Raw genomic sequence first — 26,137 nt, forward strand, 5'->3', positions numbered from 1 at the left:
TGCCGGCCCGGCCAAGCCACTTATAGAACCACGACACACCAACACCCAACAGCGCGCACGTGATCGTATGGGGCACAAGGTATTTGGTCCTCTGGTCGGCGATGAAGCGTGCCACGCTCACTTCGTCGCCTCCTTCACCCACAGGACCACTGATCGCTTGAGGACATCACGCTCCATCCGCAACTCAGCCACCTCGGCACGCAGGCGCTTGAGCTCGGCAACATCGTCCTTGGACAGCTCACCGCGACCTTCCCGCGCTTCCCGCGCCCGGGTCACCCAGTTGCCCAGGGTGCCCTCGTTCACCCCCAGATCCCGAGCCACCGCCGCGATCGACTTACCCGTCTCCTCGACGATCCGAACAGCCCCCTCACGGAACTCCCGGTCGTACTTCTTCCGCTTCTCTGACATCGCTACTCCTTATAGCTGATGCCTCCACGGTCTCGGGGGAAGGTCAGATTCGGTGAAACCGTTGATGGCGTGCTTGGCGCCGCAGTACGCCGACTGTAGTGGGATGGCGCGCGCGCCCAGCGCCGAACCGACCTGCACGATTGTGCCCGCATCGTGTTGCCGCATCCGAGAGAGCGCGGCCATGGTGCCGTGCACATACCCGAGATAACTCACTTCGGTGACCCGACGGTATTCGTCTGACTTGATCTCGTGAAACGGAGCAAACACCGAGGTGAACGCGACGTTGATCCACACGTCAATAGGGCCGAAGGTCTGTTCGACCAGGGCTGCCGCGGCATCGACCTCGGCGTATTGCGCGACGTCGGTAGGAATGGCCAGCGCCTGTCCGCCGCGTTCCACCACGTCCTTCACTGCGCCTTCGAGCCCGGCCTGGCCTCGCGCGAGCAGCGCGACCTTGTCGCCGCGAGCCCCGAACAGTCGCGCTGCGCAACGCCCGATTCCGGCGCTGGCTCCGGTGATGACGACGGTCCGCGATGTTGTCATAAGCGGTCTCCTTCAAACTGGCTTCGGTGGTGCGGGGCTTTCTCGGCCGGCGATTGTTCTGGGGGACCTTGTGATGACGGGTTTAACCTTTGGGGTGTCGTTGTCGTCGGCATTTGCCGGCTGACAATCCGAGCCCGCCGATATTGCGGAAGATTGCGTGGCGTCCGGCACACTGAGGTCTGGTGTCTGCGTGCGCGGCCGTTTGATCCAGTCCGGCCCCTCGAGCGCGTCAGGAACAAGCCAGTACAAAATCGCGACATTTGCGGCGGCCACCAACCCGTGCACAATAATTTCTGGGGTGTGCAATCCCAACGGTCCCGGCTCGTGATGGGCGGCGGCGACGGCCCCCGCCACCATCAGCGCCACAAACATCACAGCGCCCAGGGAAGTGACCGCGACCGCGAGGCGACGGTAAGCCGCGCTTAACACTGCCAGGACCCCGAATCCGGCGAAAACGGCGCTGTGCCAAGGGGTCAACGCCAGCACCCATACTGGCGCGCCCGCCGCCCCCTCCTTGGGATGGGTTGCCAAGGAAACGAATCCAGCGGATCCGAGAAGGATCAGCGCCATGCCTTCGCCGACGAGGAACCACCGTCCTGTGCGGAAATGCCGCGGATTGCGGCTGACCTGTCGCATCCCTGCGGTGAGACGCCCGAACGGTCCTCTGGTGCGTGGCGACACAAGACTCAACCCTCGCTCGGTCGATCGCGGGCGTAATCTTCTAATGGATTGATCACCTCTCGCCAATACCCCGTCCTCGCTCTTATACGCATCAATCTCCAAACTCTCAGCGAGCGGACAAACCTGGGAACCTCGATGGCCACGCGCCGACTCTGGCCCTTTGCAATGTTCGTTCGGCTCATGACGCCGAATCCGTTGCGTGCGAGTGAGCGCAAGAACCCGCCATCAGCAAGACGCTGCTGCCCTCCGATTCGTGACAACGCCACGGAAGCAACATGTTTCGGTCCGTGACCTCGTATTGCCCTCGATCGGTGAGTCCATCTCGCTACAGGGAGCGCGGGATGAACCGGACGAATGGCATATGTCGCCCTGCTTCCCGGAAATCGGCCTCCGAACCATCGACCTCGAACCCCATGACCCGCGGTAGAAGGAACCTGGCCACCAGGCGGTGACGCGTCGCGTAGCGGGCAAAGATCTCCGCACCCTCATCTGTGTCCAGCGCTACCGCGGTTGCGGGCAGGGTGCGCCACCCCACGTCAATGACGACATCCGGACTGTGCATGACGTTCTGGTACCAGTCCGCAGTTGGCCCCCACCCCGAGGCGACGACAAAACTATCGTCAGCCGGATCGTGCTCGACGACCTCCAGCACCGCCTGACGTGGCTCACCAGACACTCGACCTAGGTGATGAAGCCGCATGATGCGCTCTGCGCACACCCAGCCAAGGTGGGCTCGGAACATATAGAGGGGCAGCCGATACAGCAGCCGGCTCAATCCGTCTGGAGGTCTTACGTGTTTGACGATCTTCACAACTGTCATCCTTTCCGCACCCGTGGATGCGCGTCATGGACAAGTGTCACGGCGTGCCGAATACCAGCCGACCGACGGACTCGTCACACACAATGCTACTGCAACTATTGCCTAGAGCAATTGATTGCGTCGCGACTCCCGCTGGTATCCGCCCATGTCGACACAAAGCCATCAAAGCAATTGCGCTGTAACGAAATAAGCTCCACTGGTCGAGATCGTCGCGCAGAAGGTAGTTGAGGTTCTTGGTCGTTGCAGAGTGAGGGCCCGGTCCGATGCGTTGGGGCCGGGCAAGGTGGCCATGGCGGCGGTCGTTCCACGCAACCCGGAATGCGCACTGCGGCTCGCCGCAATCGCGGAACGCCGAACTACAACCAGTGACGACGACTCGGCCCGACCAGTGGGGGAGTCCGTGTGAGAATCGGGGCATGGGGCGTGCAGGGGGAAAGGGCCCGATCGGCAGAGTGATCGGGACGCTGTTCGGGTTCGGGATGTTGGCGCTGGCGGTGGGGATCTTCCTCGGGGCCAAGGACGACCCGGCCGAGTTGATCAGATCGGGCGACGTGGTGACGCCCACCGAACGTGTGCACGTCGTGTATCTCGACCGATCGCAATCGAACATTCGTTGCACGGCAACGACATCTGGCGGTCAGGCCGAGCCCTTGGAGCCGTTCACCGGGGCTCACGACGAGAAGCGTTTCGGTGGCAAGCGGCTCTTCCTGATCCCCCGGGGCAAGTACCACCGCGCGGTCGGCGAGTTGCCGCTCGACCGGGGGCCGGTGACCGTGCGGTGTCCCGGAGCGAGCCGGATCTGGGTGAGTGCGCCGCCGAACGGCTGGTCGTGGCCGATTGTCGTCTTCGTCGTGATCGGGGTGGCGTGCCTCGTGGTGTTCGTCGTGGTGATGTTGCGCCGCCGGAGCGGGACGAGCGGGCCGTCGTATCCCGTACCGCCGCAACAGGGTTACCCCGGTTACCCACAGCAGGGCTATCCGGGCTACCCGCCGCCCGGCTATCCCAACCAGGGCTACCCGCCGAACCCCAATTACCCGAACTCTCCGGGCTAGTTGTGGTCGGGAGGCGTTGGGATCAGCCGGCGAGCGACGTTGCGCGGCTGGGCAATTCCACGGTGAACGTCGCGCCTGCACCGACCCCGGCGCTGGTCGCGGTGATCCGGCCATGGTGGACGTCGACAAGCGCCTTCGCGATCGCCAACCCGATGCCGGAACCGCCGTGTGCGCGGTCGCGTGCCGAATCGGCGCGGTAGAACCGCTCGAACAACCGCGGCAGATGTTCGGCGGCGATGCCGTCGCCGTCGTCGGATACCTGGATCTGCACCGAACCACCGGCGGGCGTTGCCGTCACCCGCACCGTGCCGCCGGCATCGGTGTGCCGCAGTGCATTCGTCAGCAGGTTGGCCAGCACCTGGTCGAGGCGCTGCGGGTCGGCCCAGAGGTCAGGTAGCCCCGGCGCGATATCCGATGTCAGCGCAACGCCTTTCGCGCGGTAGGGCGCGGCGAAGGCGTCGACGGCCGCACCGATCAGCGTCGCGGGCGCGACGGATTGGGTGTCGACGAGCGCCATGTCGCGTTCGGCGTCGGACAGCGCCCGCACGTCGGAGCTGAGCCGGGCAAGGCGGCGGGTCTGGTCGCGCAGGACGCCGATGGTCGTGGCGTCGAGAGGGTGGATGCCGTCCTCTATCGACTCCAGATAGGCATCGATGACGGAGACGGGCGTGCGCAGCTCGTGCGCCAGATCGGCCAGCAGCTGGCGCCGGGTGGTCTCGACCGAGCCGAGCTGCTCGGCCATGGTGTTGAAAGCGTCTGCAATGGCGTCGAATTCGGTGCCGAGATGCGGCGGTGAGACGCGGATGTCGTAGTTCCCATCGGCGACGGCGGTTGCGGCGGCGGCGAGTTCGGCGGTCGACCGGTGCATCCGTCGACTCAGATACCAGCTCAGTCCGAGTGCGGTCGTGGCGGCCACCGCGAGTGACATGCCCACCGAGACCGCGGTCGCCTGCCGGAACACATGCTCGTAGGGATGTGGACCGGTGCGCCCGGGGACCAGGACGTCCTGCATCACCTTGCGGAACATCGGCGGGCCGATGATGAGGGCGACGGTCGTCGTGGTGGCGATGGCCGCGACCACGACGACCGCGTTCGTGACGAGGAGCCGACTGCGGATTCCGTGCTTGCTGCGCGGATGGTGCTGGGCCATCAGCCTTCTCCCATCCGATATCCGACGCCTCGCACCGTCGTGACGTAACGCGGCTCGGCCGAATTGTCGCCCAGCTTGCGGCGCAGGTGGCCGACATGGACGTCGACGACGTTGTCGTTGCCGAACCACGATTCACCCCAGACCGCTTCGAGCAGCTGATGGCGCGTCCACACCTGTCGCGGCCGCGAGGACAGGGCCGCCAGAACATCGAACTCGGTGCGGGTCAGCATGATCGGGGCACCGCCGAGCAGAGTCTGTCGGCTGTCGGTGTCGATGTGCAGCTCCCCGAACACGCGTGGCGGTGTCCCCGTCTCGGGGACGGATTCGGGGGCACGGCGGGGCCGCCGCAACATGGCCCGAATCCGGGCCACGACCTCGCGGGGACTGAACGGTTTGGTGACGTAGTCATCGGCGCCGACCGACAGCCCGACGATGGTGTCGATCTCGGTGTCGCGGGCCGTCAGCATCACGACGTACGCGTCGGAGAACACCCGAAGCTGTCGGCATACCTCGATGCCGTCGAGGCCCGGCAGTCCGATGTCGAGGACCACGACGTCGGGGTCGAGTTCGCGGGCGGCGACAAGAGCCGACGGGCCGTCGGCCGCGACACGTACCTCGAACTGTTCGCGTTTGAGGTAGCTGGCCACGACATCGGCCAGCGCCGCCTCGTCGTCGACGACCAGCGCGCGCAGGCTCGGCGTCGGTTCAGTGCCGTTCACCTGCTCATAGTGCACCCGCGCAGTGGTGCGGTCGACCGGATGACCAGGTCAGCGCCGCGTTCTTTAACGAATCTTCATCGTTCCTCCGGGGAACCCTTGTCGGCCGATTCGAGTCTGGACGACGTCAGAAACCACCGTGAAGGGACATCGACATGATCAGCAGGATCGCCTTCTTCTCCACCGCCGCCGCGGCGCTGGCCGCTGCCACCTTGACCGCCGCCGGCCCGGCGCAGGCCGCCAGTGCGTCCGGCAACAACGGCGCCGACGTCGTCTCCACGCTGCGCAGCGAGGGCTACAACGTGCAGGTCGACGGGGCCCCGAGCGCTCCGCTGTCCGCCTGCACGGTGACGGACGTGCACGGGTTGCCGAATCCCGCGGACCCGACCCAGCGCGCGGACACCCGCATGATCAACAACGTCTACGTCGACGTGACCTGTGCGTCGGACTCCTGAGCGGGGTCGCAGCGCGCCGACCGGCGGTTACATGGTTATGTGAGGGGCGTGACCGAAGCGCAGTCGCTGCCGCTGGCCGGGATCACCGTCGTCGCGATGGAGCAGGCGGTGTCCGCGCCGATGTGTACGCGCGTGCTGGCCGACTTCGGCGCCCGCGTGATCAAGGTCGAGAATCCCCGAGGCGGCGACTTCGCCCGCGACTACGACGACGTGGTGCTCGGCCAGGCGGCGCATTTCGTGTGGGCCAACCGGGGCAAGCAGTCGATCAGCCTGAACCTCAAGTCAGACAAGGGCATTGCGGTGCTGCACCAGTTGCTCGACCGGGCCGACGCGTTCGTCTCCAACCTGGCGCCGGGCGCCACCGCGCGACTGGGGTTGTCACCGGAGGACCTCGGCAGGCGGCACCCGCAGGTGATTCCCGTCGAGATCGATGGCTACGGGCCGGGCGGACCCCTTTCCCAGAAACGTGCGTACGACCTGTTGGTGCAGGCGGAATCCGGGTCATGTGCGGCCACCGGCTTCCCGGGCATGCCGGCCAAGCCGGGTCCGCCCGTCGCCGATATCTCCACCGGCCTGTACTCGGCGCTGTCCATCATGGCGCTGCTGTTGGGCCGCGCCCGTGGTGTCTCTGTCGGTGCGGCGCCGTCGGTCGCGGTGAGCCTGTTCGACACGATGACCGACATCATGGGTTACCCGCTGACCTACACCCAGCACTCGGGCGTGAACCAGCAGCCACTCGGGATGGCTTCACCGGCCGTCGCACCGTACGGCGCGTTCGCGACGCGCGACGGACAGACCGTCGTTCTCGGGACGACCAACGACAGGGAATGGCAGCGCCTGGCCCGGGAGATCATCGAGCGGCCCGACCTCGCCTCGGACCCTCGATTCGCGAGTAATTCGGACCGCTGCGCGCACCGCGACGAGCTTCACGCCGACATCGGATCCTGGTGCGCTGAGCGCGATCTCGAGGATATTCAGCGAATTGCCGACGCCGCCGGCATCGGCAATTCGCGGTACAACCTGCCCAGTGAGGTGATCGCACATCCGCACCTCAAGTCCCGCGACCGGTGGCGTCAGGTCAGCACCCCGAATGGCCCCATCGAGGCGTTGTTGCCGCCGCCGGTGATCAGCGGCCTGGAGCTGAACATGGGGGCAATCCCCGGACTGGGCGAGCACACAGATGTGATACTCGGCGAATTGGGTTACCGCGCTGAAGATATCGCCGGCCTGCGGGCCGCCGGTGCCATCGGCGATGTCTATGGATCAGGGAGCGACCATGCGTGAAGTCGTCATTGTCGAGGCCGTGCGGACCGCCGTCGGCAAGCGCAACGGGGGGCTGGCCGGCCAGCATGCCGCCGACCTGTCGGCCGTGGTGTTGAACGAACTGATGGAGCGGTCCGGAGTGGCCCCCGAACTCGTCGACGACGTGGTGTGGGGCTGTGTCTCGCAGGTCGGCGACCAGTCGAGCAATATCGCCCGCTGGTCGGTGCTCGCGGCCGGCTGGCCCGAGTCGATCCCGGGCACGACGGTCAACCGGGCCTGCGGATCGTCTCAGCAGGCACTGGATTTCGCGGTGCAGGCAGTGATGTCCGGTCAGCAGGACGTCGTGGTGGCCGGCGGCGTCGAGGTGATGAGCCGGGTGCCGCTCGGTGCGGCCCGCCAGACCGGCGAGCCGTACGGGCCGAAAGCGCTTGCCCGGTATGACGGTTTCGGTTTCAACCAGGGCATCTCGGCGGAGATGATCGCGCAGAAGTGGGGTCTGTCGAGGGCCCGGCTGGACGAGTACTCGGCGCGGTCGCACGAACTCGCCGCGGCTGCACAGGATTCGGGCGCGTTCGTCACGCAGATCGTTCCGGTGTTCACCGAGGACGGCGGTGTGGTGCACGAGGACGAGGGCATCCGGCGCGGGACGACGGTCGAGAAGCTGGGTGGCCTCAAGCCGGCATTCCAGGAGGACGGCGTGATCCACGCCGGCAACTCCTCGCAGATTTCCGATGGTGCGGCAGCACTTTTGGTGATGACGCTGGAGAACGCGCTGCAGCTCGGCCTCACCCCGCTGGTGCGGTATGTCGGCGGTGCGGTGACGGGCGCCGACCCGGTCCTGATGCTGACGGGCCCGATCCCGGCCACCGAAAAGGTGCTGCGCAAGACCGGTGTGAAGATCGGCGACATCGGTGTCTTCGAGGTGAACGAGGCGTTCGCCCCGGTACCGCTGGCCTGGCTCGCCGACACCGGCGCCCGCGAGGCCGCGCTCAATCCCCTCGGTGGCGCGATCGCGCTGGGGCACCCGCTCGGCGCGTCCGGCGCGGTGCTGATGACCCGCATGATCAACCACATGCGCGACAACGGAATTCGCTACGGCCTGCAGACCATGTGCGAGGGTGGCGGCACCGCCAACGCGACGTTGGTGGAGCTGGTCGCTTAGGCGCTTTCCGTGCTGGTGAGGTCTAGTGCGATGTCGACCAGCATGTCTTCCTGACCGCCGACGAGCCCGCGCCGCCCCGCTTCTTCCAACAGTGTCCGGGCGTCGACGTCGAAGCGTTCGGCGGCAATCTCTGCGTGCCGCAGGAAGCTCGAGTACACGCCCGCGTAGCCGAGCGTCAGGGTCTCCCGGTCGACGCGCACCGGCCGGTCCTGCAGCGGCCGCACCAGATCGTCGGCGGCATCCTGCAACGCATGCAGGTCGCAGCCGTGCTCCCAGCCCAGCTTGGTGGCCGCGGCGATGAAGACTTCCAGCGGTGCGTTGCCGGCTCCAGCGCCCATCCCGGTCAACGACGCGTCGACCCGGTTGGCGCCGTGCTCGACCGCGGCGATCGAATTGGCCACTCCCAGAGACAGATTGTGGTGGGCGTGGATGCCGATTTCTGTTGCAGGGTCCAAGGTTTGGCGCAGTGCGTCAACGCGGTCGGCGACGTCGCGCATCGTCATCGCCCCGCCGGAGTCGACGACGTAGACGCACGTCGCGCCGTAGCTCTCCATGAGCTTGGCCTGCGCGGCGAGGACCGCCGGCGTGGCGAGGTGGCTCATCATCAGGAAGCCGACGGGGTCCATTCCCAGCTCGCGGGCGGCGGCGAGCTGGCGTGCGGAGAGCTCGGCCTCGGTGCAGTGGGTACCGACACGGACGACGGTGACGCCGGCGCGATGCGCGTCGCGCAACCGGCGCACGGTACCGATGCCGGGGAGGATCAGCGTCGCGATCCGCACCCGGGACACCGCGGCGGCGACGGCGGAGATCCACTCCAGGTCGGTGTGGGCGCCGAAGCCGTAGACACAACTGGACCCACCCAGTCCGTCGCCGTGCGCGACCTCGATGGAGGCGACGCCCGCGGCGTCGAGCGCCGTCGCGATGGCGACGGCCTGCGCGATGGTGTACTGGTGCCGGACGGCGTGCATGCCGTCACGCAGGGTTACGTCGCTGATGTAGATCATGTTGGGGCTCCGGCGTTTTGCGCGGCTACTTCGACGAGCGCGGTCACTCTGGTGCCCGCGAAGGTGCCGATTTCTGGGATGTGGATCGGGCCGATGCTCTCGAACTGCACGGCCTGCTTGAGCCGGAAGCCTGGCACCTCAGCGCTGATCCGTTGCACCGCGGTGTGGATGTCCCGTTCGATGGCAGCGTGATCGGCGGCGCCGTCGACCAGGCAGTAGACGGTGTACCGCGTCGCAGGGGAAGGGCTGAGCAGTGAGATGACCTTCGCATGCCGGGCGCCGACATTCTGTATTGCGGTACAGGTGGTTTCGATCAGATCGTCGACGCCGGCCCGGATGTCCGGACCGGCGGAGCACGCCGGAATCGATGACACGATCTCGGCGTAGGTCACACTTCCCGACTTCGCGACGGCAGCGATGATCGGCGCGGTGGTTCCGGCGGACGGCGTCATCGCACGTTCTCGGCGAGCATCCGGATCGCCGTGTCGTAGATGGCATTGGCGTGCATCTCGAACAACTCGAGCAGGTCCACCGAATCACCGCCGAGTTCCCTGGCGATGAACAGGCCGTCGGCGCCGGCGATGGAGTAGTTCACCAGCAGCCGGACCTGGGCGTCGGTGAGACCTGGGGCAAGCTCACTGAGTGCCGCGGTGAGCGAGTCGGAGGCCTGCGTCCGCGCTTGCAGGAACCGCGCACGGGCTCGTGGTTCCACGGGCCGGCGCTCCAGCGCCAGCATCAGCCCGAGGCGCAGGAAGTCCGGATGGTCGAGCAGGCCTTTCGCGAGCTGCCTGGCCAGTCCGATCACGCGTTCGCGGGGCTCGCCGTCAAGGGGGAGTTCCCAGACGCGCAGCCAGGTTTCGAAGCTGCGGTCGATCACCGCCGCCAGCAGGTCGTCCTTGTCCTTGAAGTGCCAGTAGATGGAACTGGCGGGGAGTCCGCACTTCTTGCTGACCAGCCCGATGCTGGTGCCTTCGTAACCACGTTCAGAGGCAATCTCGTTGGCGGCATCCAGGATTCGCTCACGGGACTGTTCGCCATCGGCGCGCTTGCGGCGGGTCTTGGGTGCTTCGGACATCTTCACTCCCGACTCTTGACTCTGTAGCGATCACTACATTACCGTAGCGATCACTACAGAACAAGTGGGAGGCTCCCAATGAGCAGTGCAGACACCTACGACGTCGCCGTTGTCGGGTACGGCCCCACAGGCGCCACGGCCGCCAACCTGCTGGGCCAACTCGGTCTGAAGGTCGTGGTGATCGAGCGGGACCCAGATATCTACAGCCGGGCGCGGGCGATCTCGACCGACGAGGAGGTCCTCCGCGTCTGGCAGTCGGTGGGCCTGGCCGAGCGGCTCCAGCGCGACATGCTGCCCGACCGTCCGGTCGCGTTCGTCGACGCCGACGGGCGCCCGTTCATCGAAACGGTGATCTACGGACGCGGGTGCGGCCATCCGTCGCAGCAGTTCCTGTACCAGCCGGCGGTCGACTCGGTGCTCCGCGAAGGGGTGGCCCGGTTCGCCAACGTCGAGGTGCTGCTGGAGCATGAATGTCTGCGGGTGACCAACCGGGCCGACGGCGTCGAGCTGCTGCTCGCCGACCTGTGTGCCGACGCCTTCAAACGGGTGACGGCCCGCTACGTCATCGCCTCGGACGGTGGCTCGTCGGCGACGCGCGGCGTGCTCGGCATCGGGTACAGCGGACGCACCTACGGCGAGCGCTGGGTCGTCATCGACACCAAGGTGATCAAGGAATGGGATGCACACGACCGCTTGCGGTTTCACTGCAACCCCGCACGTCCGACCGTTGACTGCCCGACGCCGCTCGGGCATCACCGGTGGGAATACCCCGCGCGAGGATGCGAGGACGAGAAGAACCTCACCAGCGACGAAGCGGTGTGGAAAGTGCTGGGCGAGCAGGGCATCACACCCGAGCACGTCGAGATCCTGCGCGCCGTCGTCTACAGCCACCACGTACGGGTAGCGGACCGCTGGCGCGTCGGACGGGTATTCCTGGCCGGCGATGCCGCGCACGCCATGCCGCCGTGGATCGGCCAGGGGATGTCCGCCGGCGTCCGCGACGCCGCCAACCTGTGCTGGAAACTCGCCGCGGTGCTGCGCGGTCAGGCGCCCGACGCGCTGCTGGATTCGTATGCCGCAGAACGCAAGCCGCACGTCACAGAGGTCACCCGGCGTGCGGTGCTGGTCGGCCGGATCATCACCGAGCGGCGGCCATGGCTGGCCGCCATCCGCAATCACGTCGTGCGGGCGCTGACCAGGATTCCCGGGGCCAATGCCGCGGGTCAGAAGTTCTGGTGGATACCTGACGCCCACTACGACGACGGCTTCTTCGCGACCACGCACCCCGCGGTGGGCTGGCAGATCCCGCAACCCACGGTGGGCGGCGTGCTGCTCGATGAGCTGCTCGGCGGGCGCTGGACGGTGCTGCACACCGGCGCCGTGCCGACCGGGGCGGCAGCCTGGACGGCCGCCGGCGCGTCGACCCTGCAGATCACCGAACCGAGCCTGGTGCGGTGGCTCCGTGACCGCAAAGCCGACGCCGTCGTCCTCCGCCCGGACGGATTCGTCTACGCCGCAACCTCATCCGGACAACCACTCCCGGCTCCGCCGGCCGGACTGAGCCTCACCACCCTGACAGGAGCATCAGCATGACCGCCACCCTCACCGAACACACCATCACCGTCGCCGGCCGGAAGATCTTCGTCGCCGAAGCGGGATCCGGCCCCGCGGTGCTGCTGCTGCACGGCGGTGGCCCGGGCGCCTCCGGTGCCAGCAACTACTCCCGCAACATCGACGCGCTCGCCAAGCGCTACCGCGTCCTGGTACCCGACATGCCCGGCTACGGGCGTTCGTCGAAGGGCATCGACAAGTCGGATCCTTTCGGCTGCCTGGCGGACGCGATGCGGGGCCTGCTCGACGAATTGGGCATCAGCACAGCGCATCTGGTCGGTAACTCCTACGGCGGCGCCGCGGCACTGCGGTTGGCGCTGGACACCCCGGGCCGTGTCGGCAAGCTGGTGCTCATGGGCCCCGGCGGTATCGGGACCACCCGCGGGCTGCCGACGGATGGCCTCAACAGTCTGCTGGCGTACTACGGCGGCTCGGGCCCCAGCCGTGAGAAGCTGGCCACGTTCATCCGCAATTACCTGGTCTACGACGGTGACTCGGTGCCCGACGAGCTGATCGACCTGCGCTACACGGCATCCATCGACCCAGAGGTGGTGGCTAATCCGCCGCTGAGTCGACCGTCGGGACTGTTCGCGCTGCGGACGCTCTGGCGCATGGACCTGACGCGTGACTCGCGGCTGGCCGCGCTGCAGACGCCGACGCTGATCCTGTGGGGGCGCGACGACAAGGTGAACCGGCCCTCGGGTGGACCCATGCTGCAGAACATCATGCCCAACGCCGAGCTGGTCATGACCAGCCGCACCGGACACTGGATGCAGTGGGAACGCGCCGACCTCTTCAATCAGATTGTCGACGAATTCCTTTCGGACAGCACGGTATTCCGGCCATGAGCGTCTTCGGCAACGTATCGCTCGGCTATCTTGTGGTCGAGACGGAGCGATTCGCCGACTGGCGCCGCTTCGGTCGCGACGCGATCGGCATGCACCTCGATGATCTCGACACCGATGCCCTCCGCTTCCGGCTCGACGAACAACAGTGCCGGTTCCTGCTGCGGCGCGGTCCGGCCGAGGATGTCACCACGCTGGGCTGGCAGGCCGACGACCATGAGACCTTCGAGGAAATCCTCGGCCGGGTGCACCGGTGCGGCGTGCCCGTCACCGTCGGCACCGCCGAGGACGCCGCGCTGCGTGGCGTCGAGCGCCTGATGCGGATTCCCGGCCCCAACGGGCTGGCACAGGAGCTGTACACCCGGGCGCACATCGACGGACAATTGTCTGTGGCTGGAAAGGGCTTTGTCACCGGCGAGTTCGGACTGGGACACGTCGCCGTCACCAGCACCAGGCCACACCAGATGCGCGGTTACTACAACACCTTGCTCGACGCCCGGCTCAGCGACTTCATCGACGAAACCATGAGCGGCGTCAAGGTCAAGATCCGGTTCCTGCGAGTCAATCGGCGCCACCACTCCGTGGCGATCGCCGCGGTGAATCGGTTGCCGATCAACCCGATTCGGACCCGCGTGCAGCACCTCAACATTCAGGTCGCCGAGTTGGACGATCTGACGGACAGCTACCAACGCGTGCGAGCACTGGGGTTCGACATGGCCCTGGGCGTCGGGCAGCACACCAACGACCGCGAGCTGTCGTACTACGCCGTCACCCCCTCAGGTTTCGAGTGGGAGGTCGGATGGAACCCGCTGGTGGTCGACGAATCAACCTGGAAACCGACGACTCACCAGGGCATCAGCATCTGGGGCCACGAGACGCAGTCCAGCGTCGACAAGCTCGGGCAGTTCACGACCGCGGCCAGGTCATTGCTGCACCGCGAAGACACCGTCCCGGCGCTCGCCGGGGCGGGAATCCCCGACTAGTCCCGGGATTTGTGCACGATTTTCCGCGGTGAGCGCGGAATATCGTGCACGAATCGCCGGAGGAGGAAACATCATGAACCGTATTGATACCCACCACCACATGGTGCCGCCCGACTACCGAAAGGCGTTGGACCAGGCGGGCATCGCCGACGCCGGCGGCCGGGCGATGCCGGACTGGTCCCCGGAAGCGTCCTTGGACACGATGGCCAAGCTCGGTGTCGCGACCGCCATCCTGTCCGTGTCCGCACCGGGCACCACGATGCTGCCGGCCGCGGCGGACGCGGCCGCATTGGCCCGCGATGTGAACGACTACAGCGCCGAACTCGTTGCCGCCCAGCCGGATCGGTTCGGGTTCTTCGCCACCTTGCCGTTGCCGCACCTGGATGCCGCCGTCGCCGAAGCCGTGCGCGCACTCGACGAATTGAATGCCGACGGAGTGTTCCTGCTGGCCAACAGTGTGGGAACCTACGTCGGCGCGCAAGGCCAGGACGCGTTGTTCGCGGAGCTCGACAAGCGTTCGGCCGTCGTCTTCATCCACCCCGCCGAGCTGCCCGGCCCCACGATCGACGGCGTGATGCCGTTCGCCGCCGACTTCCTGCTGGACACCAGCCGCGCGGCGTACCTGCTGGTGCGCAACGGCATTCGCCGCCGCTACCCGAACATCCGGTTCATCCTGAGCCATGCCGGCGGCTTCGTCCCATATGCGTCCTACCGCATGGCCATGGGCATCACGAGTGACGTCGGCGGCAGCCCGGCCGATCACCTCGACGACTTCGCGAGCTTCTACTTCGATACCGCGCTGTCGTCCACGGCGGCCGCGCTGCCGTCGCTGCTGGCCTTCGCCAAGCCTGGTCACGTGACATTCGGATCGGACTTCCCGTTCGCGCCGGTCGAGGTCAGCCAGCTGTACGCGGCCGGGTTGGAGTCGTACGGGGGACTGGACGACGCCGGGCGGCGCGCTATCGACCGCACCAACGCGCTGGCACTGTTCCCGCGGCTGGGCAGTGCCCCTGCGCCGGTGGCGCCGTCGCTGGTTGCGCAGGCACAGCACGCCGCGAGCCGCGTGGTGATGCGGGGCGTCACTCGGCTATTGGCGCGGTAGGTCGTCGCCTCGCGCCAGCGGACCTGGCTGTGCATGTACTTCGGGCTGGGGTCGTCATCATGTGCTGACATCGTCAACGCATGATGACAATGTCAGCCGAAGATGACGGGTCTGGATCGCAAGTGCCGCAGGAGAGCTCGACACGCCGATGCGATACGATCAGGCAGCAGTCAGTGTGTCGGTGAACAGCTCGCGCGAGCACGACCGCGGCGGGCCGGCCGGCTAGAGATTTCCGACTTCCAGCTCCAGGTACTCCGCGTACTTCGCCTGTGCCGCTTCGCGTTTGCCCGGCAGCCATTCCGTCGGCCACAGCTCGTCGGTGCCGGTGTAGTCCCGCAGCACCTGCTTGGCGACGGTGACCTTGTGGACCTCGGTCGGTCCGTCGGCGAGCCCCATCACGGCGGCGCCGGCGACCATACCGAGGAACGGCACCTCGTTGGTGACCCCGAGTGCGCCGTGGATTTGCATTGCGCGCCACGCGATGTCGTGCAGCACCGTCGGCATCACGACCTTGACGGCGGCGATGTCCTTGCGCACCTTCTTGTAGTCGTTGTACTTGTCGATCTTCCACGCCGTGTGCAGCACGAACAGCCGGAACTGTTGCAGCTGCGCCCACGAGTCGGCGATGTAGCCCTGCACGGCCTGCTTGTCGGCCAGCAGGCTGCCGGCGGTGTGCCGCGACAGCGCGCGCTCACACATCATGTCGAGGGCCTTCTGCGCCAGCCCGATGGTGCGCATCGCGTGGTGGATCCGTCCGCCACCCAGGCGGGTCTGCGCGATGACGAAGGCCTGGCCCTCGCCGCCGAGGACGGCCGAATTCGGTACGCGCACATTGTCGTAATGGATCAGGGCGTGCGAGCCGTGGCCGTCGGATTCCCCGTAGATGGCCGAGTTGCGGATGATGTTGACGCCTGGCGTATCGGTCGGCACGAGGAACATCGACATGCCCTGGTAGGGACTGACGTCGGGGTTGGTCACCACCATGACGATCAGGAACGTCGACGTCGAGGCGTTGGACGAGAAGAACTTGTACCCGTTGATGACCCAGTCGTCGTCGTCGCGGACCGCGGAGGTCGTGAACTGCGTGGGGTCGGCACCGCCCTGCGGTTCGGTCATCGAGTAGCAGGAGAAGACCTCGCCGTTCAGCAACGGCCGTAGGTACTGCTCCTTCTGCTCCGGGGTGCCGTAGTGCGCGATGATCTCGGCGTTGCCGGTGTCGGGCGCCTGACAGCCGAAGATGATCGGCGCCCACTGCGACCGGCCCAGAATCTCGTTGAGCAGCGCCAGTTTCAGCTGCCCGTAGCCCTGCCCGCCGAGTTCGGGGCCAAGGTGCGTGGCCCACAAGCCTTTTCGGCGCACCTGTTCCTTGAGTGGGTCGACGACCCGGCGCCGGGTCTCGTCGAGCGCGGTGTACTGCAGGTGCGGCCAGATGAGGTCGAGCGGCTCGACTTCGTCGCGCACGAAGGCGTCGGCCCAGTCGAGGAGTTCCTGGAACTCCGGATCGGTTTCGAAATCCCAAGCCATCCGGCCTCCTTCAGTTCAGCCACGCGGCAGAAACGCACCCGTCTCTGTTTAACGCACAGGGACGGGTTTGGGAACGGCCGCGAGGATTATGCGCTCGCCAATGAATAGGTGTTGGCGAGGTTGTCCTGTGTGACGTGCGCGGCCTCGGTCGTGGTGTCGATGCGCAGCGGGCTGGTCAGCGTCGAGGTCCGGTAGCTCCAGCCGTCGGGCAGCTGCAGCCGCGTGCCCAATGCGGGCAGGTCCGCCAGCGACAGCGCCGGGTCGACCGTCTGGCTCCATGACTGCATGACCCAGCGCTGCCCGTGCGGGTCGAGCAGCTCGAAGACCGGCCGCCCGGCGCCGAACACGAACACCACGCGTCGTGCGGGCAGTCGTTCAACGGGAAGGTGTTGAACACCGCGACCTGCGGCCCCGTCGGTGTCTGGGACACCAGCAGCACCTCGCCGTAGCGCTTGCCGAAGGTGTCGGCCGAAGAATTTTCCACACCGTCAACGCTACGGCCGAAATCGGGCGGAAAGTGCCCGATTTGTCCCATTTCGTGGGAGGTCGGAGGCCTTTTTTGACCGCCGCTATGGATAAAAGTTTGGTTAGCTAGGTATATTTCGCGCGACAGTGATTTTGTAACGCCGCCGAGCTCCATATCCATGGACCTACCGGGCCTGATGGAAGGGTGCCCCGAGTGAGTGCCACCAACACCGAGCGATCCAAGATCGGTCACCTGATCTGGGTCCTCGCGGTGCCCATCGTGATCGGCTGGTTTGCCGTCAACGTCGCCACGAACACGCTGGTCCCGCCGCTGGAGAAGGTCGGTGAGGCGCACACCGTCGGGCTGAGCGCCAAGGACGGCCCGGCGATGGTCTCGATGAAGCAGATCGGTGCGAACTTCCAGGAGTTCGACTCCGACAGCAACGCGATGATCGTTCTCGAGAGCGACCAACCGCTCGGCGCCGAGGCACACCACTACTACGACGGTCTCGTCGCCAAGCTGACGGCCAACACCGCGCACGTCGAGCATGTCGCGGACTTCTGGAGTGACCCGCTCACGGCCGTGGGCTCACAGAGCGCCGACGGCAGGGCCGCGTACGTCCAGGTCTACCTCCGCGGCAACCAGGGGGAGACCAAGGCCAACGACTCGGTCGCCTCGGTCCGGCAGATCGTCGCCGACTCCAAGCCGCCGGCCGGCCTCCACGTGTACGTCACGGGTGGCGCCCCGCTGGTGTCAGATCAACACCACGCCGGCGACAAGAGCGTCACCAAGGTCACGATCATCACCCTGGTGGTGATCGCCGTGATGCTGCTGTTCGTCTACCGGTCGATCATGACGATGATCCTGACCCTGCTGATGGTGTTCCTCGAACTCGGCGCCGCCCGCGGCGTCGTCGCGTTTCTGGCCGACACCAACATCATCGGGCTCTCGACCTTCGCGGTGAACCTGCTGACCCTGATGGTGATCGCGGCGGGCACCGACTACGCCATCTTCGCGATCGGCCGCTACCAGGAAGCGCGCGGCGACGGAGAAGACCGCGTGCTGGCCTACGACACGATGTTCCGCGGGACGGCGCACGTCGTGCTGGGATCGGGTTTGACGATCGCCGGCGCCATGCTCTGCCTGAGCTTCACCCGGCTGCCGTACTTCCAGACCATGGGCGTGCCGTGTGCGATCGGCACCCTCGTCGCGGTCATCGCGGCGCTGACGCTCGGGCCGGCCGTCATCAAGATCGGCAGCCGATTCGGGCGCTTCGAGCCCAAGCGCGCCATCCAGTCCCGCGGGTGGCGTCGCGTCGGCGTGCTGGTGGTGCGTTGGCCGGGACCGGTGCTCGTCGCCACACTCGCGCTCGCCCTCGTCGGACTGGTGACGCTGCCCGGCTACAAGACGAATTACGACGCCCGCCGCTATGTGCCGGCCGAGCTGACCGCCAACGTCGGATACGCCGCTGCCGAACGGCATTTCAGCGCATCGCGGATGAACCCCGAGCTGCTGATGGTGCAGAGCGACCACGACCTTCGGAACTCGGCCGACTTCCTGGTGATCAACAAGATCGCCCGGGCCATCGTGCACACCCCGGGTGTTGCGCGGGTGCAGACGATCACCCGGCCCGACGGAAAACCCATCAAGCACACGACGATTCCGTTCATCATGGGCATGCAGGCCGTCACGTCGAAGATGACGGAGAAGTACCAGCTGGACTCGATGGCCAACATGCTGCAGCAGGCCAACGACATGCAGGTCAGCATCGACACGATGACCAAGATGCAGTCCATCACCACGCAGATGGCCGCCACGACGCACGACATGTCGATGAAGACCGCCAACATGGCGCTCGACGTCGCCGACCTGCGGGACCACATCTCCGATTTCGATGACTTCCTGCGGCCCATCCGCAATTACCTCTACTGGGAACCGCACTGCTACGACATCCCGATGTGCTGGTCCACGCGGGCGTTGTTCGACACCCTCGACGGCATCGACGTCATGACCGACGACATCCAGACGCTGGTCCCGGATCTGATGAAAATGGACAAGCTGACGGCCGAGATGGTCACGGTGATGCCGCCTCAGATCGAGGTCATGAAGGACATGAAGCAGTACATGCTGTCCATGTACCAGACCCAGAAGGGTCAAGTGGATCAGCGTGCGGCGTCGTCGGACAACGCGGCGGCGATGGGCGAGGCGTTCGACAACTCGCTGAACGACGATTCCTTCTACCTGCCACCGGAAGCTTTCGACAACAAGGACTTCAAGCGCGGCATGAAGAACTTCATCTCGCCGGACGGCAAGTCGGTCCGCTTCATCATCCAGCACGAAGGCGACCCGGCGACGCCCGAGGGCATCGCCCACGTCGACCCGATCAAGCAGGCCGCCAAGGAAGCCATCAAGGGCACTCCGCTGGAGGGCTCCAAGATCTACATGACCGGCACCGCGGCGACGTACAAGGACATGCACGACGGCGCGCAGTACGACCTGATGATCGCCGGAATCGCCGCGGTGTCACTGATTTTCATCATCATGCTGCTCATCACCCGAAGCATGGTCGCGGCCGCCGTCATCGTCGGTACCGTGCTGCTGTCGCTGGGCGCGTCATTCGGTATGTCAGTTCTGTTGTGGCAGCACCTGCTCGGCCTCGAGCTGCACTGGATGGTGCTCCCGATGTCGGTAATCCTGCTGCTCGCCGTGGGTTCCGACTACAACCTGCTGCTGGTGTCGCGGTTCAAGGAAGAACTACCGGGCGGCCTGAAGACCGGCATCATCCGCTCGATGGCGGGCACCGGATCGGTGGTCACCTCAGCGGGTCTGGTGTTCGCGGCCACCATGGCGTCCTTCGCCTTCAGCGACCTGAAGGTCATGGCACAGGTCGGTACCACCATCGCGCTGGGTCTGCTGTTCGACACCCTGATCGTCCGGTCGTTCATGACACCGGCCATCGCGGCGCTGCTGGGCAAGTGGTTCTGGTGGCCCAAGCGCGTCCGCCACGAGGCCTCCGAGCGGCGACTGGCGGCCATCGGGATTCAGCCGGCGGCTGCAGGTAAGTAGCTCGTGATGAGCTCCGCGGCCATCTGACGGGCCAGCACGATGGGCGCCGCCGACCGCTCGAGTTTCGACGCGGTGAGGGCGCCGTCGTAGATCAGCTGGATGCGCTGGGCGACCGCCGCGGCGTCGGTCACCTCGGCGTCCCGTAGCAGCTCGATCAGCAGCCCGTGCATCCACAACCGGTGTGCCCGTACCGGTTCCAAGGTGTCGCCGGGGAATTCGGTGGCCGCGTTGGCGTAGAGACAGCCCCGGAACTGGCGCTTGCGTGCCGCGGCGGCCGCGAGGTCGAAGAACGCCAGCAGCTTGTCCACCGGGTCGGCGATGCCGGAAGTCTTCGATTCCCAGCGGTTGCGATCAGCCTGATCCAATCGGTTCGGGTACGCGATCACCAACGCGTCCTTCGACCCGTACGAGCTGTAGAGGCTGGCCTTGGCGACCCCCGCCTCACGCAGGATCATGTCGATGCCGACGGCGCGAATTCCTTGTGCGGCAAAGAGATTCGACGCGGTGTCGAGCAGCCGCTGGGCCGGCCCGGCGGTGTCGGTGCGGGGCGCCGGCCGGTCCGGGCGGCGGGTGCGGGTCGCGCTCATGTCTGCACCATAGCGGAGATCCGTCGATAGACAGACCGGTCTGTTCATGCGAGCGTCGTGATGTCATCGACGCCCGACGAACAGGAACACACCGTGACGCTGTACCTCTACGAAATCGCAGGACTGCCCGGCCGGGCCGAGGTCGACCAGGCCATCAAGACGCTCGACGCCGAAGTGCACCGGGCCGGCGGCGAACTCATCGAGGCACAGGTCACCGCTCAGCACCGGCTGTTCGTGGTGGCGGAGCTCGCCGGCGGTCCGCTGCAGATCGCCGCGTCGTCGGTCGGGGCCACCGAACTGACCGGTCCGCACGAAGTGCGACTGGTCGGTGCGGAACTGGACCAGCTGAAAGCCGTCCGTCCGACGGCCGGGTACCTGGTCGAGTGGGACCTGCCCGCCGACCTGGACATGGAGAGCTACCTGAGCCGCAAGAAGGCCAACGCGCCGAAATACGCGGAGGTGCCCGAGGTCAGCTTCCTGCGCACCTATGTGCGCGTCGACATGGACAAGTGCCTGTGTTTCTACGACGCGCCGGACGAGGACGCGGTACGGCGGGCGCGCGTGGCGGTGCAGACCCCGATTGATCGGTTGTACGGACTGGAAAGTGGTGGGCAATGACGACTCTGGTGTCCGACGACGTCGCGACCAGACTGGCGGAAGTCACTGCCGGGGTGGACGCCCGGGCCGGTGACCTGGACGCCGGGCGCACCGACGTCCGTGACGATCTGCGCGCCCTCGGCGCTGCCGGATTGTTCGGGCTGCCGGACCTGCCCGACACCGTGCGGGTGATCGAGCAGGTGTCGGCGGTGAGCCTCGCCGCCGGGTTCTCCGCCTGGGCGCACCAGATGGCGATTCACTACCTCGCCGACCGGCCGGGTCTGTCGGAGGCGTTGCTCACCGCACACCGCCCGGGTGTGACGGCGATGGCGGCCGGTCTCAAGCACGTCGCTGGCCTCGGACAGCTCCCGATCTTCGCCGGCGAGACACGCCGCGGCCTACGGCTCAACGGACCAATCCGCTGGGCGTCCAACGTCTTTGACGATGCGTTGATCGTCCTGCCGGCACGGACCGTCACGGGCCGCCTGTACGTCGTGGCGGTCGACGTGCGCGCGGTCGGCGTGGTGGTCGATCCGGCGCCCCCGCTGATGGCCCTGGGTAGCACCCGGTCGACGTCGCTGCGCCTGGAAGAGGTCGAGGTGAACGCGGACCGCATCATCAGCGCCGACCTCACCGCGTTCGTCCGCGAGATCAAGCCGACGTTCCTGCTGCTGCAGACCGCGTTCTGCGTCGGCGTCACCGGGGCGGCGCTGACCGCGGCCGGCCGGGCGACCGATGCACTGGCCGCCCAATTCGACGGCGACCTCGCCGACCTGGTGGCGCACGCCGAGGACAACCGCCGGCGGCTCTACGAATTCGCCTCGGCGCCAGGGGAAGCCAACCTGGCCGACGTGATCCGGCTACGACTGGACGCCGCCAAAGTCGCGGTGGGGGCGACCCGCCTGGAATCGGCGCTGGCCGGTGGCCAGGGCTATCGCGCGGGGACGGCCGCCAACCGCCGGTTCCGCGAAGCAGCCTTTCTGCCCGTGCAATCACCATCGGAAGGACAACTCAGGTGGGAACTGAAGCAGTTCGGATAACCGCGGGCACCAAGACATTTGGCGACAGCGTCGTCCTCGACGGCATCGATCTCGCCATCGAGTCAGGGGAGTTCGTCGCGGTGCTCGGGCGTAGCGGCAGCGGGAAATCGACCCTGCTGCGGGTGCTGGCCGGGCTGGAATCGCTGAGCTCGGGAACCGTCAGCTGGCCCGCCGGCGGCGAGCGTCCGCACATCGGAGTCGTTTTCCAGGACGCGCTGCTGTTGCCGTGGCTCACGGTGCAGGGCAACGTGTCCTACGCGCGGCGATTCGCACACCGGCGCAAGGGATTCGACGCGGACTATGCGGCAGAGCTGATGCGGCGTTTCGGCGTCGACGGGCTGGCCGAGCGCTATCCCGACCAGCTGTCCGGCGGTCAGGCCCAGCGGGTGGCCATCCTGCGCGCCGTGGCGACCCGGCCCCAGTTGCTCCTGCTGGACGAACCGTTCAGCGCGCTGGACCCCGCGACACGTGCCGACCTGCAGCAGTGGCTGACCACGCTCACCACCGAACTGGGTGTGACGGTGCTGCTGGTAACGCATGACGTCGAAGAAGCGCTGAGCCTGGCGCAGCGCGTCGTACTGCTGGCCGACGGCGGACGGATTCAGCGTCAATGGCACCTGGGGGAGGCGGACCAGTCGGGTCTGCGTGACGAAATCCTCAGTCATTACCGGGTTTCCGAACTGTGGGTGGCATGAGCCGGCTGCTGATCTCACGGCGGCACGCACTGATCGCCGCGGCAGCGGCGGCCGGTGGCGCCTTCGGCCTGGCCGACCTGGCGCACAGTGCCACGACCGATTCGGCCGCCGGCGGGCCGCTGCGCGTGGGCTATCTGCCGATCACGGACGCCGCACCGCTGTTGATGGCGCACTCCGCCGGTCTGTATCCGGCCGGTGTGGGCAAGCCCGTGCTGTTCCGGAGTTGGGCGGCGCTGGGCGAGGCATTCCTGAACCGTCAACTCGACGTCGTGCACCTGCTGATGCCCATGGCGGTGCAGCTGCGCTACGCGCTCGGTGGCGGTGTCCGGGTACTCGGATGGAACCACACCAACGGCTCGGCACTGACGGTCGCACCGCACATCCGGGAGCTGCCGGACCTTGCGGGTTCGCAGCTGGCGATCCCGTTCTGGTGGTCGATCCACAACATCGTGCTGCAGAAGCTGTTGCGGGCCAACGGATTGCAACCGGTGATCCGCCGCTCGGCGTCGCGGGCCGACCGCACCGTGGAACTCGTCGTGATGAGCCCATCGGACATGGTGCCGGCACTGGCCACCGGCACCATCGGCGGCTACGTGGTGGCCGACCCGTTCAACGCGATGGCCCAGACGAAGAAGATTGGGCGCATCCACACCTTCCTCGGCGACGTGTGGCGCGACCATGCCTGCTGCGCCCTGGTGACCCGAGACGACGTCATCGCCAGTCGACCGGCGGCCGTGCAACAGCTCACGGACGCGGTGGTGACGGCACAACTCGCGCTGTCGAACGATCGGAAGGCGGCCGCGGCGAAACTCGGCGGCGGGCGGTACCTGCCCCAGCCGGTACCGGCGATCACGCTCGCGATGACGTATCCCACCGCGCCCTACCCGCTGCGGCACCCGGAGTGGCAACCCCAGCGGCTCGGCTTTCAGCCGTTCCCGTTCCCGAGCTTCACCGATGAACTCGTTACGGCCATGCGCGACACCGTCATCGACGGCGACCGGCGATTCCTGGAGCGGCTGGACCCCGCCACCGTGCACAGCGACCTGGTCGACGACACCTTCGTCCGTAATGCCATTCAGGCCCATGGCGGTCCGGCCGCCTTCGGCCTCAGCGGCGATTACACCCGAACCGAGCAATTGGAGCTGTCATGACCACCACCACACCCGCCCGCTCGGCGATCGATCCGCCGGTGGCAGTGCGCCGTTGGGCCCCGCCGGTCGGCGCCGTCGTCGTCGCGATCGGCCTCTGGTGGCTGACGACCACCGTCGTGTCCGCCCCGCATTCCCTGCTGCGGCAGGCCGCACCACAGCGCGTCGCGCCCGCCGTCGTCGACCTGTTCTCCCGCGGCGTGCTGCTGCCCGATATCGGGATCAGCCTGTGGCGCTTGGTGATCGGCCTGGCGGTGGCGGTCGTCGTCGGCATTCCCGCCGGCCTGCTGCTCGGACTCAGCGGCACGGCCGAGCGCGCGGCGGCGCCGCTCGTCCAGTTCGTCCGGATGATCTCGCCACTGTCGTGGGCCCCGATCGCCGTGGCGGTGTTCGGCATCGGCAACGAGCCCGTGATCTTCCTGATCGCGGTGGCGGCCGTGTGGCCCGTGCTGATCAACACCGTGGCCGGCGTGCGCGCTGTCGACCCGGGCTTCCTGGACGTGGCGCGGTCGTTCCATGCCACGCGGTGGGAACTGGTCACTGCCGTGGTGCTGCCGGCGATCCGGGGACAGCTGCAGACCGGCGTGCGGGTGGCGCTGGGCATCGCCTGGGTGGTGCTGGTCCCGGCGGAAATGCTCGGCGTGCGTTCGGGTCTGGGCTACCAGGTGCTCAACGCCCGCGACCAGCTGGCCTACGACCAGGTCGTGGCAGTGATCGTGGTGATCGGTGCGCTGGGTTTCCTGCTGGATGTCGTCGCCCGGCGGCTGACTTCCCCGGAGCGGCCAGGAGTCGCGCGCTGACGGCGCTAAGGTGGCGCGGTGACTCTCTCGGCGATCGTGACCGTGCCCGCGGCCCTGGCGCCGGCCGACTTCACCGCGCCGATCGCCGGTGCACCGGCACTGGTGCGGGCCGTGTGTGCAGTGCGTGACGTGGCGCCGGTAACGGTGGTGGCCGCCGAAGGATTGGTCGCCGCAGCAACGGAATGCCTTGCGGCTCATGGCCTCGGTGAGGTGCCCGTGCGTACCGGACCCGTGCCTCTGGCCGAGGCGGATGCGATCCTGATGCACGATGTCCGTTACCCGCTCGCTCCCGCCGATCTCGCGGCACGCGTGGCGGCGGGGCTGACCGAACACGACGTCGTCCTGCCGGTCCTGCCGATGACCGACAGTGTGAAAAGCGTTGCCGCAGAGGGCATCGTGCTGGGCAACGTGGACCGTTCGGAGCTCGTCACCGCGCAGTACCCGCGGGCCTTCTCGGCGGCGGCGCTGGCTCTGGGCGCAGATCCCGATGACCTCGCGGCGCTGACGGCCGCCGGCCTGAAGGTCGGCACGGTCGACGGCGATCCCAACGGCTTCGTCGCCGACCTAACGCACGATCGGGAACTGCTTGATGCGATCGTCAGCGCCGGCTGAGCAGGCGCTCGGCGACCTGCACATCGTGTGCGAAGGTCACCTTGAAGTTCTGGGCCGATCCGGCGATCGCGTGGACCTCGAGGTCGGTGAAGCGCTCCACGCACGACGAGGTGTCGGTGCCCTCGAAACCGGCGGCGGCCGCGTCCTGATACGCCTGCCACAGCGGCGCGGCGCGGAAGGCCTGCGGCGTCTGCACCCGGACGAGCGACTGCTCGATGGCGCCGAGGCCGTCCCCGGTCAGGCGCAACACGTCACCGGCCGGCAACACCGGAATGGCCCCGCCCCGCTCCCGTGCCGTGGCGACGGCGGTGTCCATCAGCTCGGCACCGGCCAGCGGGCGGGCGGCGTCGTGGATCAGCACCACGTCGACGGCGCCGGCATCGATGTCCGCCGCGAGGTAGCTCAGCACGTTGTGTTCGGAGCCGTGCCGGGTGTCGCCGCCCTCGACGAATTCGACTGGGGTGTCGGGGAGTTCGTCGGCCATGAGCGCCGCCACCTGGTCGCGTTCACCCCGCCGGAACACCAGGATGGTGCGGGCGACCTCGGGGCTGGCAGCCACGGCGGCCACCGACCACGCCACCATGCTGCGGCCGGCCAACTGCAGGTAGGCCTTGTTGCCGTCGGCCCCGACGCGCGATCCGATGCCGGCGGCAAGGACGACGCCGACGGCGATCGGGGGAGCGGACACGTCTTCACGGTAGTGGGACGGGAACGGGGATCTGCGGCAGGCTT

26 protein-coding genes and 3 pseudogenes are annotated in these 26,137 nt (G+C 67.1%); 15 read left to right on the forward strand and 14 right to left on the reverse strand.

The annotated features are described in order from the left end of the window. The 5 genes and pseudogenes from ACJH7A_RS10880 to ACJH7A_RS10900 form a co-directional block, all read right to left on the reverse strand. Positions 1-121, reverse strand: a pseudogene (locus ACJH7A_RS10880) (IS3 family transposase); the annotation flags it as partial. Then, complete coding sequence (locus tag ACJH7A_RS10885; RefSeq protein WP_103850853.1) at positions 118-408, reverse strand: transposase; 291 nt, start codon at positions 406-408, stop codon at positions 118-120. The pseudogene ACJH7A_RS10880 and the gene ACJH7A_RS10885, both read right to left, overlap by 4 nt. 45 nt (positions 409-453) lie before the next feature. Continuing rightward, positions 454-951: pseudogene (locus tag ACJH7A_RS10890) on the reverse strand (SDR family NAD(P)-dependent oxidoreductase); the annotation flags it as partial. 12 nt (positions 952-963) lie between these two features. Then, positions 964-1,587, reverse strand: coding sequence for a DUF4383 domain-containing protein (locus ACJH7A_RS10895; RefSeq protein WP_212812402.1), 624 nt, complete (start codon positions 1,585-1,587; stop codon positions 964-966). Positions 1,588-1,957: 370 nt separating this feature from the next. Next, positions 1,958-2,443: a nitroreductase family deazaflavin-dependent oxidoreductase gene (locus ACJH7A_RS10900; RefSeq protein WP_061003490.1), complete on the reverse strand. Its 486-nt coding sequence runs from the start codon at positions 2,441-2,443 to the stop codon at positions 1,958-1,960. Between the two features lie 425 nt (positions 2,444-2,868). Between ACJH7A_RS10900 and ACJH7A_RS10905 the strand changes: the two genes are divergently transcribed. Beyond that, entirely contained in the window at positions 2,869-3,504 is a 636-nt protein-coding gene (locus ACJH7A_RS10905; protein WP_212812401.1) for a hypothetical protein, read from the forward strand. A 22-nt stretch (positions 3,505-3,526) separates the two neighbouring features. On the opposite strand, the gene ACJH7A_RS10910 is transcribed toward ACJH7A_RS10905, so the two are convergent. Both ACJH7A_RS10910 and ACJH7A_RS10915 read right to left on the reverse strand, forming a co-directional pair. Beyond that, entirely contained in the window at positions 3,527-4,654 is a 1,128-nt protein-coding gene (locus ACJH7A_RS10910) for a cell wall metabolism sensor histidine kinase WalK (RefSeq protein ID WP_061003468.1), read from the reverse strand. Then, positions 4,654-5,388 carry a response regulator transcription factor gene (locus ACJH7A_RS10915; protein WP_061003466.1) on the reverse strand — a complete coding sequence of 245 codons (735 nt, stop codon included), beginning with the start codon at positions 5,386-5,388 and terminating at the stop codon, positions 4,654-4,656. The genes ACJH7A_RS10910 and ACJH7A_RS10915 overlap by 1 nt, the downstream gene beginning before the upstream one ends. Positions 5,389-5,525: 137 nt before the next feature. On the opposite strand from ACJH7A_RS10915, the gene ACJH7A_RS10920 reads away from it, so the two are divergent. The 3 genes from ACJH7A_RS10920 to ACJH7A_RS10930 are packed head-to-tail and all read left to right on the forward strand — an operon-like array spanning position 5,526 to position 8,250. Further along, positions 5,526-5,825 (forward strand): hypothetical protein, encoded by a 300-nt coding sequence (locus tag ACJH7A_RS10920; protein WP_061003464.1) that lies wholly within the window; start codon positions 5,526-5,528, stop codon positions 5,823-5,825. A gap of 48 nt (positions 5,826-5,873) precedes the next feature. Further along, entirely contained in the window at positions 5,874-7,109 is a 1,236-nt protein-coding gene (locus ACJH7A_RS10925; RefSeq protein ID WP_082762302.1) for a CaiB/BaiF CoA-transferase family protein, read from the forward strand. Continuing rightward, positions 7,102-8,250, forward strand: a complete 1,149-nt coding sequence (locus ACJH7A_RS10930) for a thiolase family protein (RefSeq protein WP_061003462.1) — start codon at positions 7,102-7,104, stop codon at positions 8,248-8,250. Before ACJH7A_RS10925 ends, ACJH7A_RS10930 begins: the two co-directional genes overlap by 8 nt. Here the strand turns inward: ACJH7A_RS10930 and dmpG are convergent. From dmpG to ACJH7A_RS10945, 3 genes are read right to left on the reverse strand one after another with little or no spacing between them, the layout of a single operon-like run. After that, positions 8,247-9,254: a 4-hydroxy-2-oxovalerate aldolase gene (dmpG, locus tag ACJH7A_RS10935; protein ID WP_061003460.1), complete on the reverse strand. Its 1,008-nt coding sequence runs from the start codon at positions 9,252-9,254 to the stop codon at positions 8,247-8,249. The genes ACJH7A_RS10930 and dmpG overlap by 4 nt on opposite strands. Beyond that, on the reverse strand, positions 9,251-9,706 hold the full coding sequence (locus ACJH7A_RS10940) for a hypothetical protein (RefSeq protein WP_061003457.1): 456 nt from the start codon (positions 9,704-9,706) through the stop codon (positions 9,251-9,253). The genes dmpG and ACJH7A_RS10940 overlap by 4 nt, the downstream gene beginning before the upstream one ends. Further along, positions 9,703-10,329 (reverse strand): TetR/AcrR family transcriptional regulator, encoded by a 627-nt coding sequence (locus tag ACJH7A_RS10945; protein WP_061003486.1) that lies wholly within the window; start codon positions 10,327-10,329, stop codon positions 9,703-9,705. Before ACJH7A_RS10945 ends, ACJH7A_RS10940 begins: the two co-directional genes overlap by 4 nt. A 78-nt stretch (positions 10,330-10,407) precedes the next feature. Between ACJH7A_RS10945 and ACJH7A_RS10950 the strand changes: the two genes are divergently transcribed. The 4 genes from ACJH7A_RS10950 (at position 10,408) to ACJH7A_RS10965 (ending at position 14,870) form a co-directional block, all read left to right on the forward strand. Further along, entirely contained in the window at positions 10,408-11,922 is a 1,515-nt protein-coding gene (locus tag ACJH7A_RS10950; RefSeq protein ID WP_061003455.1) for a bifunctional 3-(3-hydroxy-phenyl)propionate/3-hydroxycinnamic acid hydroxylase, read from the forward strand. Next, positions 11,919-12,788: an alpha/beta fold hydrolase gene (locus ACJH7A_RS10955; protein WP_061003453.1), complete on the forward strand. Its 870-nt coding sequence runs from the start codon at positions 11,919-11,921 to the stop codon at positions 12,786-12,788. Before ACJH7A_RS10950 ends, ACJH7A_RS10955 begins: the two co-directional genes overlap by 4 nt. Next, on the forward strand, positions 12,785-13,768 hold the full coding sequence (locus ACJH7A_RS10960; protein WP_061003451.1) for a VOC family protein: 984 nt from the start codon (positions 12,785-12,787) through the stop codon (positions 13,766-13,768). The genes ACJH7A_RS10955 and ACJH7A_RS10960 overlap by 4 nt, the downstream gene beginning before the upstream one ends. A gap of 73 nt (positions 13,769-13,841) precedes the next feature. Beyond that, positions 13,842-14,870 (forward strand): amidohydrolase family protein, encoded by a 1,029-nt coding sequence (locus tag ACJH7A_RS10965; RefSeq protein ID WP_212812400.1) that lies wholly within the window; start codon positions 13,842-13,844, stop codon positions 14,868-14,870. A gap of 222 nt (positions 14,871-15,092) precedes the next feature. On the opposite strand, the gene ACJH7A_RS10970 is transcribed toward ACJH7A_RS10965, so the two are convergent. Then, positions 15,093-16,394 carry an acyl-CoA dehydrogenase family protein gene (locus tag ACJH7A_RS10970; RefSeq protein ID WP_406801929.1) on the reverse strand — a complete coding sequence of 434 codons (1,302 nt, stop codon included), beginning with the start codon at positions 16,392-16,394 and terminating at the stop codon, positions 15,093-15,095. Positions 16,395-16,480: 86 nt separating this feature from the next. After that, positions 16,481-16,878 (reverse strand): annotated as a pseudogene (locus ACJH7A_RS10975) (hypothetical protein). Positions 16,879-17,073: 195 nt separating this feature from the next. On the opposite strand from ACJH7A_RS10975, the gene ACJH7A_RS10980 reads away from it, so the two are divergent. Further along, positions 17,074-19,926, forward strand: coding sequence for an RND family transporter (locus ACJH7A_RS10980; protein WP_406801930.1), 2,853 nt, complete (start codon positions 17,074-17,076; stop codon positions 19,924-19,926). On the opposite strand, the gene ACJH7A_RS10985 is transcribed toward ACJH7A_RS10980, so the two are convergent. Beyond that, entirely contained in the window at positions 19,902-20,513 is a 612-nt protein-coding gene (locus ACJH7A_RS10985; RefSeq protein WP_406801931.1) for a TetR/AcrR family transcriptional regulator, read from the reverse strand. The genes ACJH7A_RS10980 and ACJH7A_RS10985 overlap by 25 nt on opposite strands. Positions 20,514-20,606: 93 nt before the next feature. Between ACJH7A_RS10985 and ACJH7A_RS10990 the strand changes: the two genes are divergently transcribed. The 6 genes from ACJH7A_RS10990 to ACJH7A_RS11015 are packed head-to-tail and all read left to right on the forward strand — an operon-like array spanning position 20,607 to position 25,405. After that, positions 20,607-21,131 carry a DUF4242 domain-containing protein gene (locus tag ACJH7A_RS10990; protein ID WP_346415412.1) on the forward strand — a complete coding sequence of 175 codons (525 nt, stop codon included), beginning with the start codon at positions 20,607-20,609 and terminating at the stop codon, positions 21,129-21,131. Further along, entirely contained in the window at positions 21,128-22,150 is a 1,023-nt protein-coding gene (locus ACJH7A_RS10995) for an acyl-CoA dehydrogenase (RefSeq protein WP_346415358.1), read from the forward strand. Before ACJH7A_RS10990 ends, ACJH7A_RS10995 begins: the two co-directional genes overlap by 4 nt. Beyond that, entirely contained in the window at positions 22,126-22,845 is a 720-nt protein-coding gene (locus ACJH7A_RS11000; RefSeq protein WP_406801932.1) for an ABC transporter ATP-binding protein, read from the forward strand. The genes ACJH7A_RS10995 and ACJH7A_RS11000 overlap by 25 nt, the downstream gene beginning before the upstream one ends. After that, positions 22,842-23,996 carry an ABC transporter substrate-binding protein gene (locus ACJH7A_RS11005; RefSeq protein ID WP_406801933.1) on the forward strand — a complete coding sequence of 385 codons (1,155 nt, stop codon included), beginning with the start codon at positions 22,842-22,844 and terminating at the stop codon, positions 23,994-23,996. Before ACJH7A_RS11000 ends, ACJH7A_RS11005 begins: the two co-directional genes overlap by 4 nt. Beyond that, the gene (locus tag ACJH7A_RS11010) at positions 23,993-24,793 is read left to right on the forward strand and encodes an ABC transporter permease (protein ID WP_406801934.1); all 801 of its coding nucleotides are present in this window, start codon (positions 23,993-23,995) and stop codon (positions 24,791-24,793) included. The genes ACJH7A_RS11005 and ACJH7A_RS11010 overlap by 4 nt, the downstream gene beginning before the upstream one ends. 18 nt (positions 24,794-24,811) lie before the next feature. Further along, positions 24,812-25,405 carry a 2-C-methyl-D-erythritol 4-phosphate cytidylyltransferase gene (locus ACJH7A_RS11015; RefSeq protein WP_406801935.1) on the forward strand — a complete coding sequence of 198 codons (594 nt, stop codon included), beginning with the start codon at positions 24,812-24,814 and terminating at the stop codon, positions 25,403-25,405. Here the strand turns inward: ACJH7A_RS11015 and ACJH7A_RS11020 are convergent. Then, positions 25,392-26,093 (reverse strand): 2-C-methyl-D-erythritol 4-phosphate cytidylyltransferase, encoded by a 702-nt coding sequence (locus ACJH7A_RS11020; protein ID WP_406801936.1) that lies wholly within the window; start codon positions 26,091-26,093, stop codon positions 25,392-25,394. The two genes, ACJH7A_RS11015 and ACJH7A_RS11020, sit on opposite strands and share 14 nt — an antisense overlap. Between the last annotated feature and the right edge of the window lie 44 nt (positions 26,094-26,137).

The sequence above is a fragment of the Mycobacterium sp. SMC-17 genome, from assembly GCF_045310915.1.
GTDB lineage: Bacteria > Actinomycetota > Actinomycetes > Mycobacteriales > Mycobacteriaceae > Mycobacterium.

What these genes read in the sequence shown, in the direction of transcription:
- ACJH7A_RS10940 (WP_061003457.1), bottom strand. Translation starts at nt 9,706, where the DNA reads ATGACGCCGTCCGCCGGAACCACCGCGCCGATCATCGCTGCCGTCGCG.
- ACJH7A_RS10885 (WP_103850853.1), bottom strand. Translation starts at nt 408, where the DNA reads ATGTCAGAGAAGCGGAAGAAGTACGACCGGGAGTTCCGTGAGGGGGCT.
- ACJH7A_RS10995 (WP_346415358.1), top strand. Translation starts at nt 21,128, where the DNA reads ATGACGACTCTGGTGTCCGACGACGTCGCGACCAGACTGGCGGAAGTC.
- ACJH7A_RS10905 (WP_212812401.1), top strand. Translation starts at nt 2,869, where the DNA reads ATGGGGCGTGCAGGGGGAAAGGGCCCGATCGGCAGAGTGATCGGGACG.
- ACJH7A_RS10895 (WP_212812402.1), bottom strand. Translation starts at nt 1,587, where the DNA reads ATGCGACAGGTCAGCCGCAATCCGCGGCATTTCCGCACAGGACGGTGG.
- dmpG (WP_061003460.1), bottom strand. Translation starts at nt 9,254, where the DNA reads ATGATCTACATCAGCGACGTAACCCTGCGTGACGGCATGCACGCCGTC.
- ACJH7A_RS10955 (WP_061003453.1), top strand. Translation starts at nt 11,919, where the DNA reads ATGACCGCCACCCTCACCGAACACACCATCACCGTCGCCGGCCGGAAG.
- ACJH7A_RS10920 (WP_061003464.1), top strand. Translation starts at nt 5,526, where the DNA reads ATGATCAGCAGGATCGCCTTCTTCTCCACCGCCGCCGCGGCGCTGGCC.
- ACJH7A_RS10970 (WP_406801929.1), bottom strand. Translation starts at nt 16,394, where the DNA reads ATGGCTTGGGATTTCGAAACCGATCCGGAGTTCCAGGAACTCCTCGAC.
- ACJH7A_RS10960 (WP_061003451.1), top strand. Translation starts at nt 12,785, where the DNA reads ATGAGCGTCTTCGGCAACGTATCGCTCGGCTATCTTGTGGTCGAGACG.
- ACJH7A_RS10950 (WP_061003455.1), top strand. Translation starts at nt 10,408, where the DNA reads ATGAGCAGTGCAGACACCTACGACGTCGCCGTTGTCGGGTACGGCCCC.
- ACJH7A_RS10945 (WP_061003486.1), bottom strand. Translation starts at nt 10,329, where the DNA reads ATGTCCGAAGCACCCAAGACCCGCCGCAAGCGCGCCGATGGCGAACAG.
- ACJH7A_RS10930 (WP_061003462.1), top strand. Translation starts at nt 7,102, where the DNA reads ATGCGTGAAGTCGTCATTGTCGAGGCCGTGCGGACCGCCGTCGGCAAG.
- ACJH7A_RS10985 (WP_406801931.1), bottom strand. Translation starts at nt 20,513, where the DNA reads ATGAGCGCGACCCGCACCCGCCGCCCGGACCGGCCGGCGCCCCGCACC.
- ACJH7A_RS10965 (WP_212812400.1), top strand. Translation starts at nt 13,842, where the DNA reads ATGAACCGTATTGATACCCACCACCACATGGTGCCGCCCGACTACCGA.
- ACJH7A_RS10910 (WP_061003468.1), bottom strand. Translation starts at nt 4,654, where the DNA reads ATGGCCCAGCACCATCCGCGCAGCAAGCACGGAATCCGCAGTCGGCTC.
- ACJH7A_RS11005 (WP_406801933.1), top strand. Translation starts at nt 22,842, where the DNA reads ATGAGCCGGCTGCTGATCTCACGGCGGCACGCACTGATCGCCGCGGCA.
- ACJH7A_RS11010 (WP_406801934.1), top strand. Translation starts at nt 23,993, where the DNA reads ATGACCACCACCACACCCGCCCGCTCGGCGATCGATCCGCCGGTGGCA.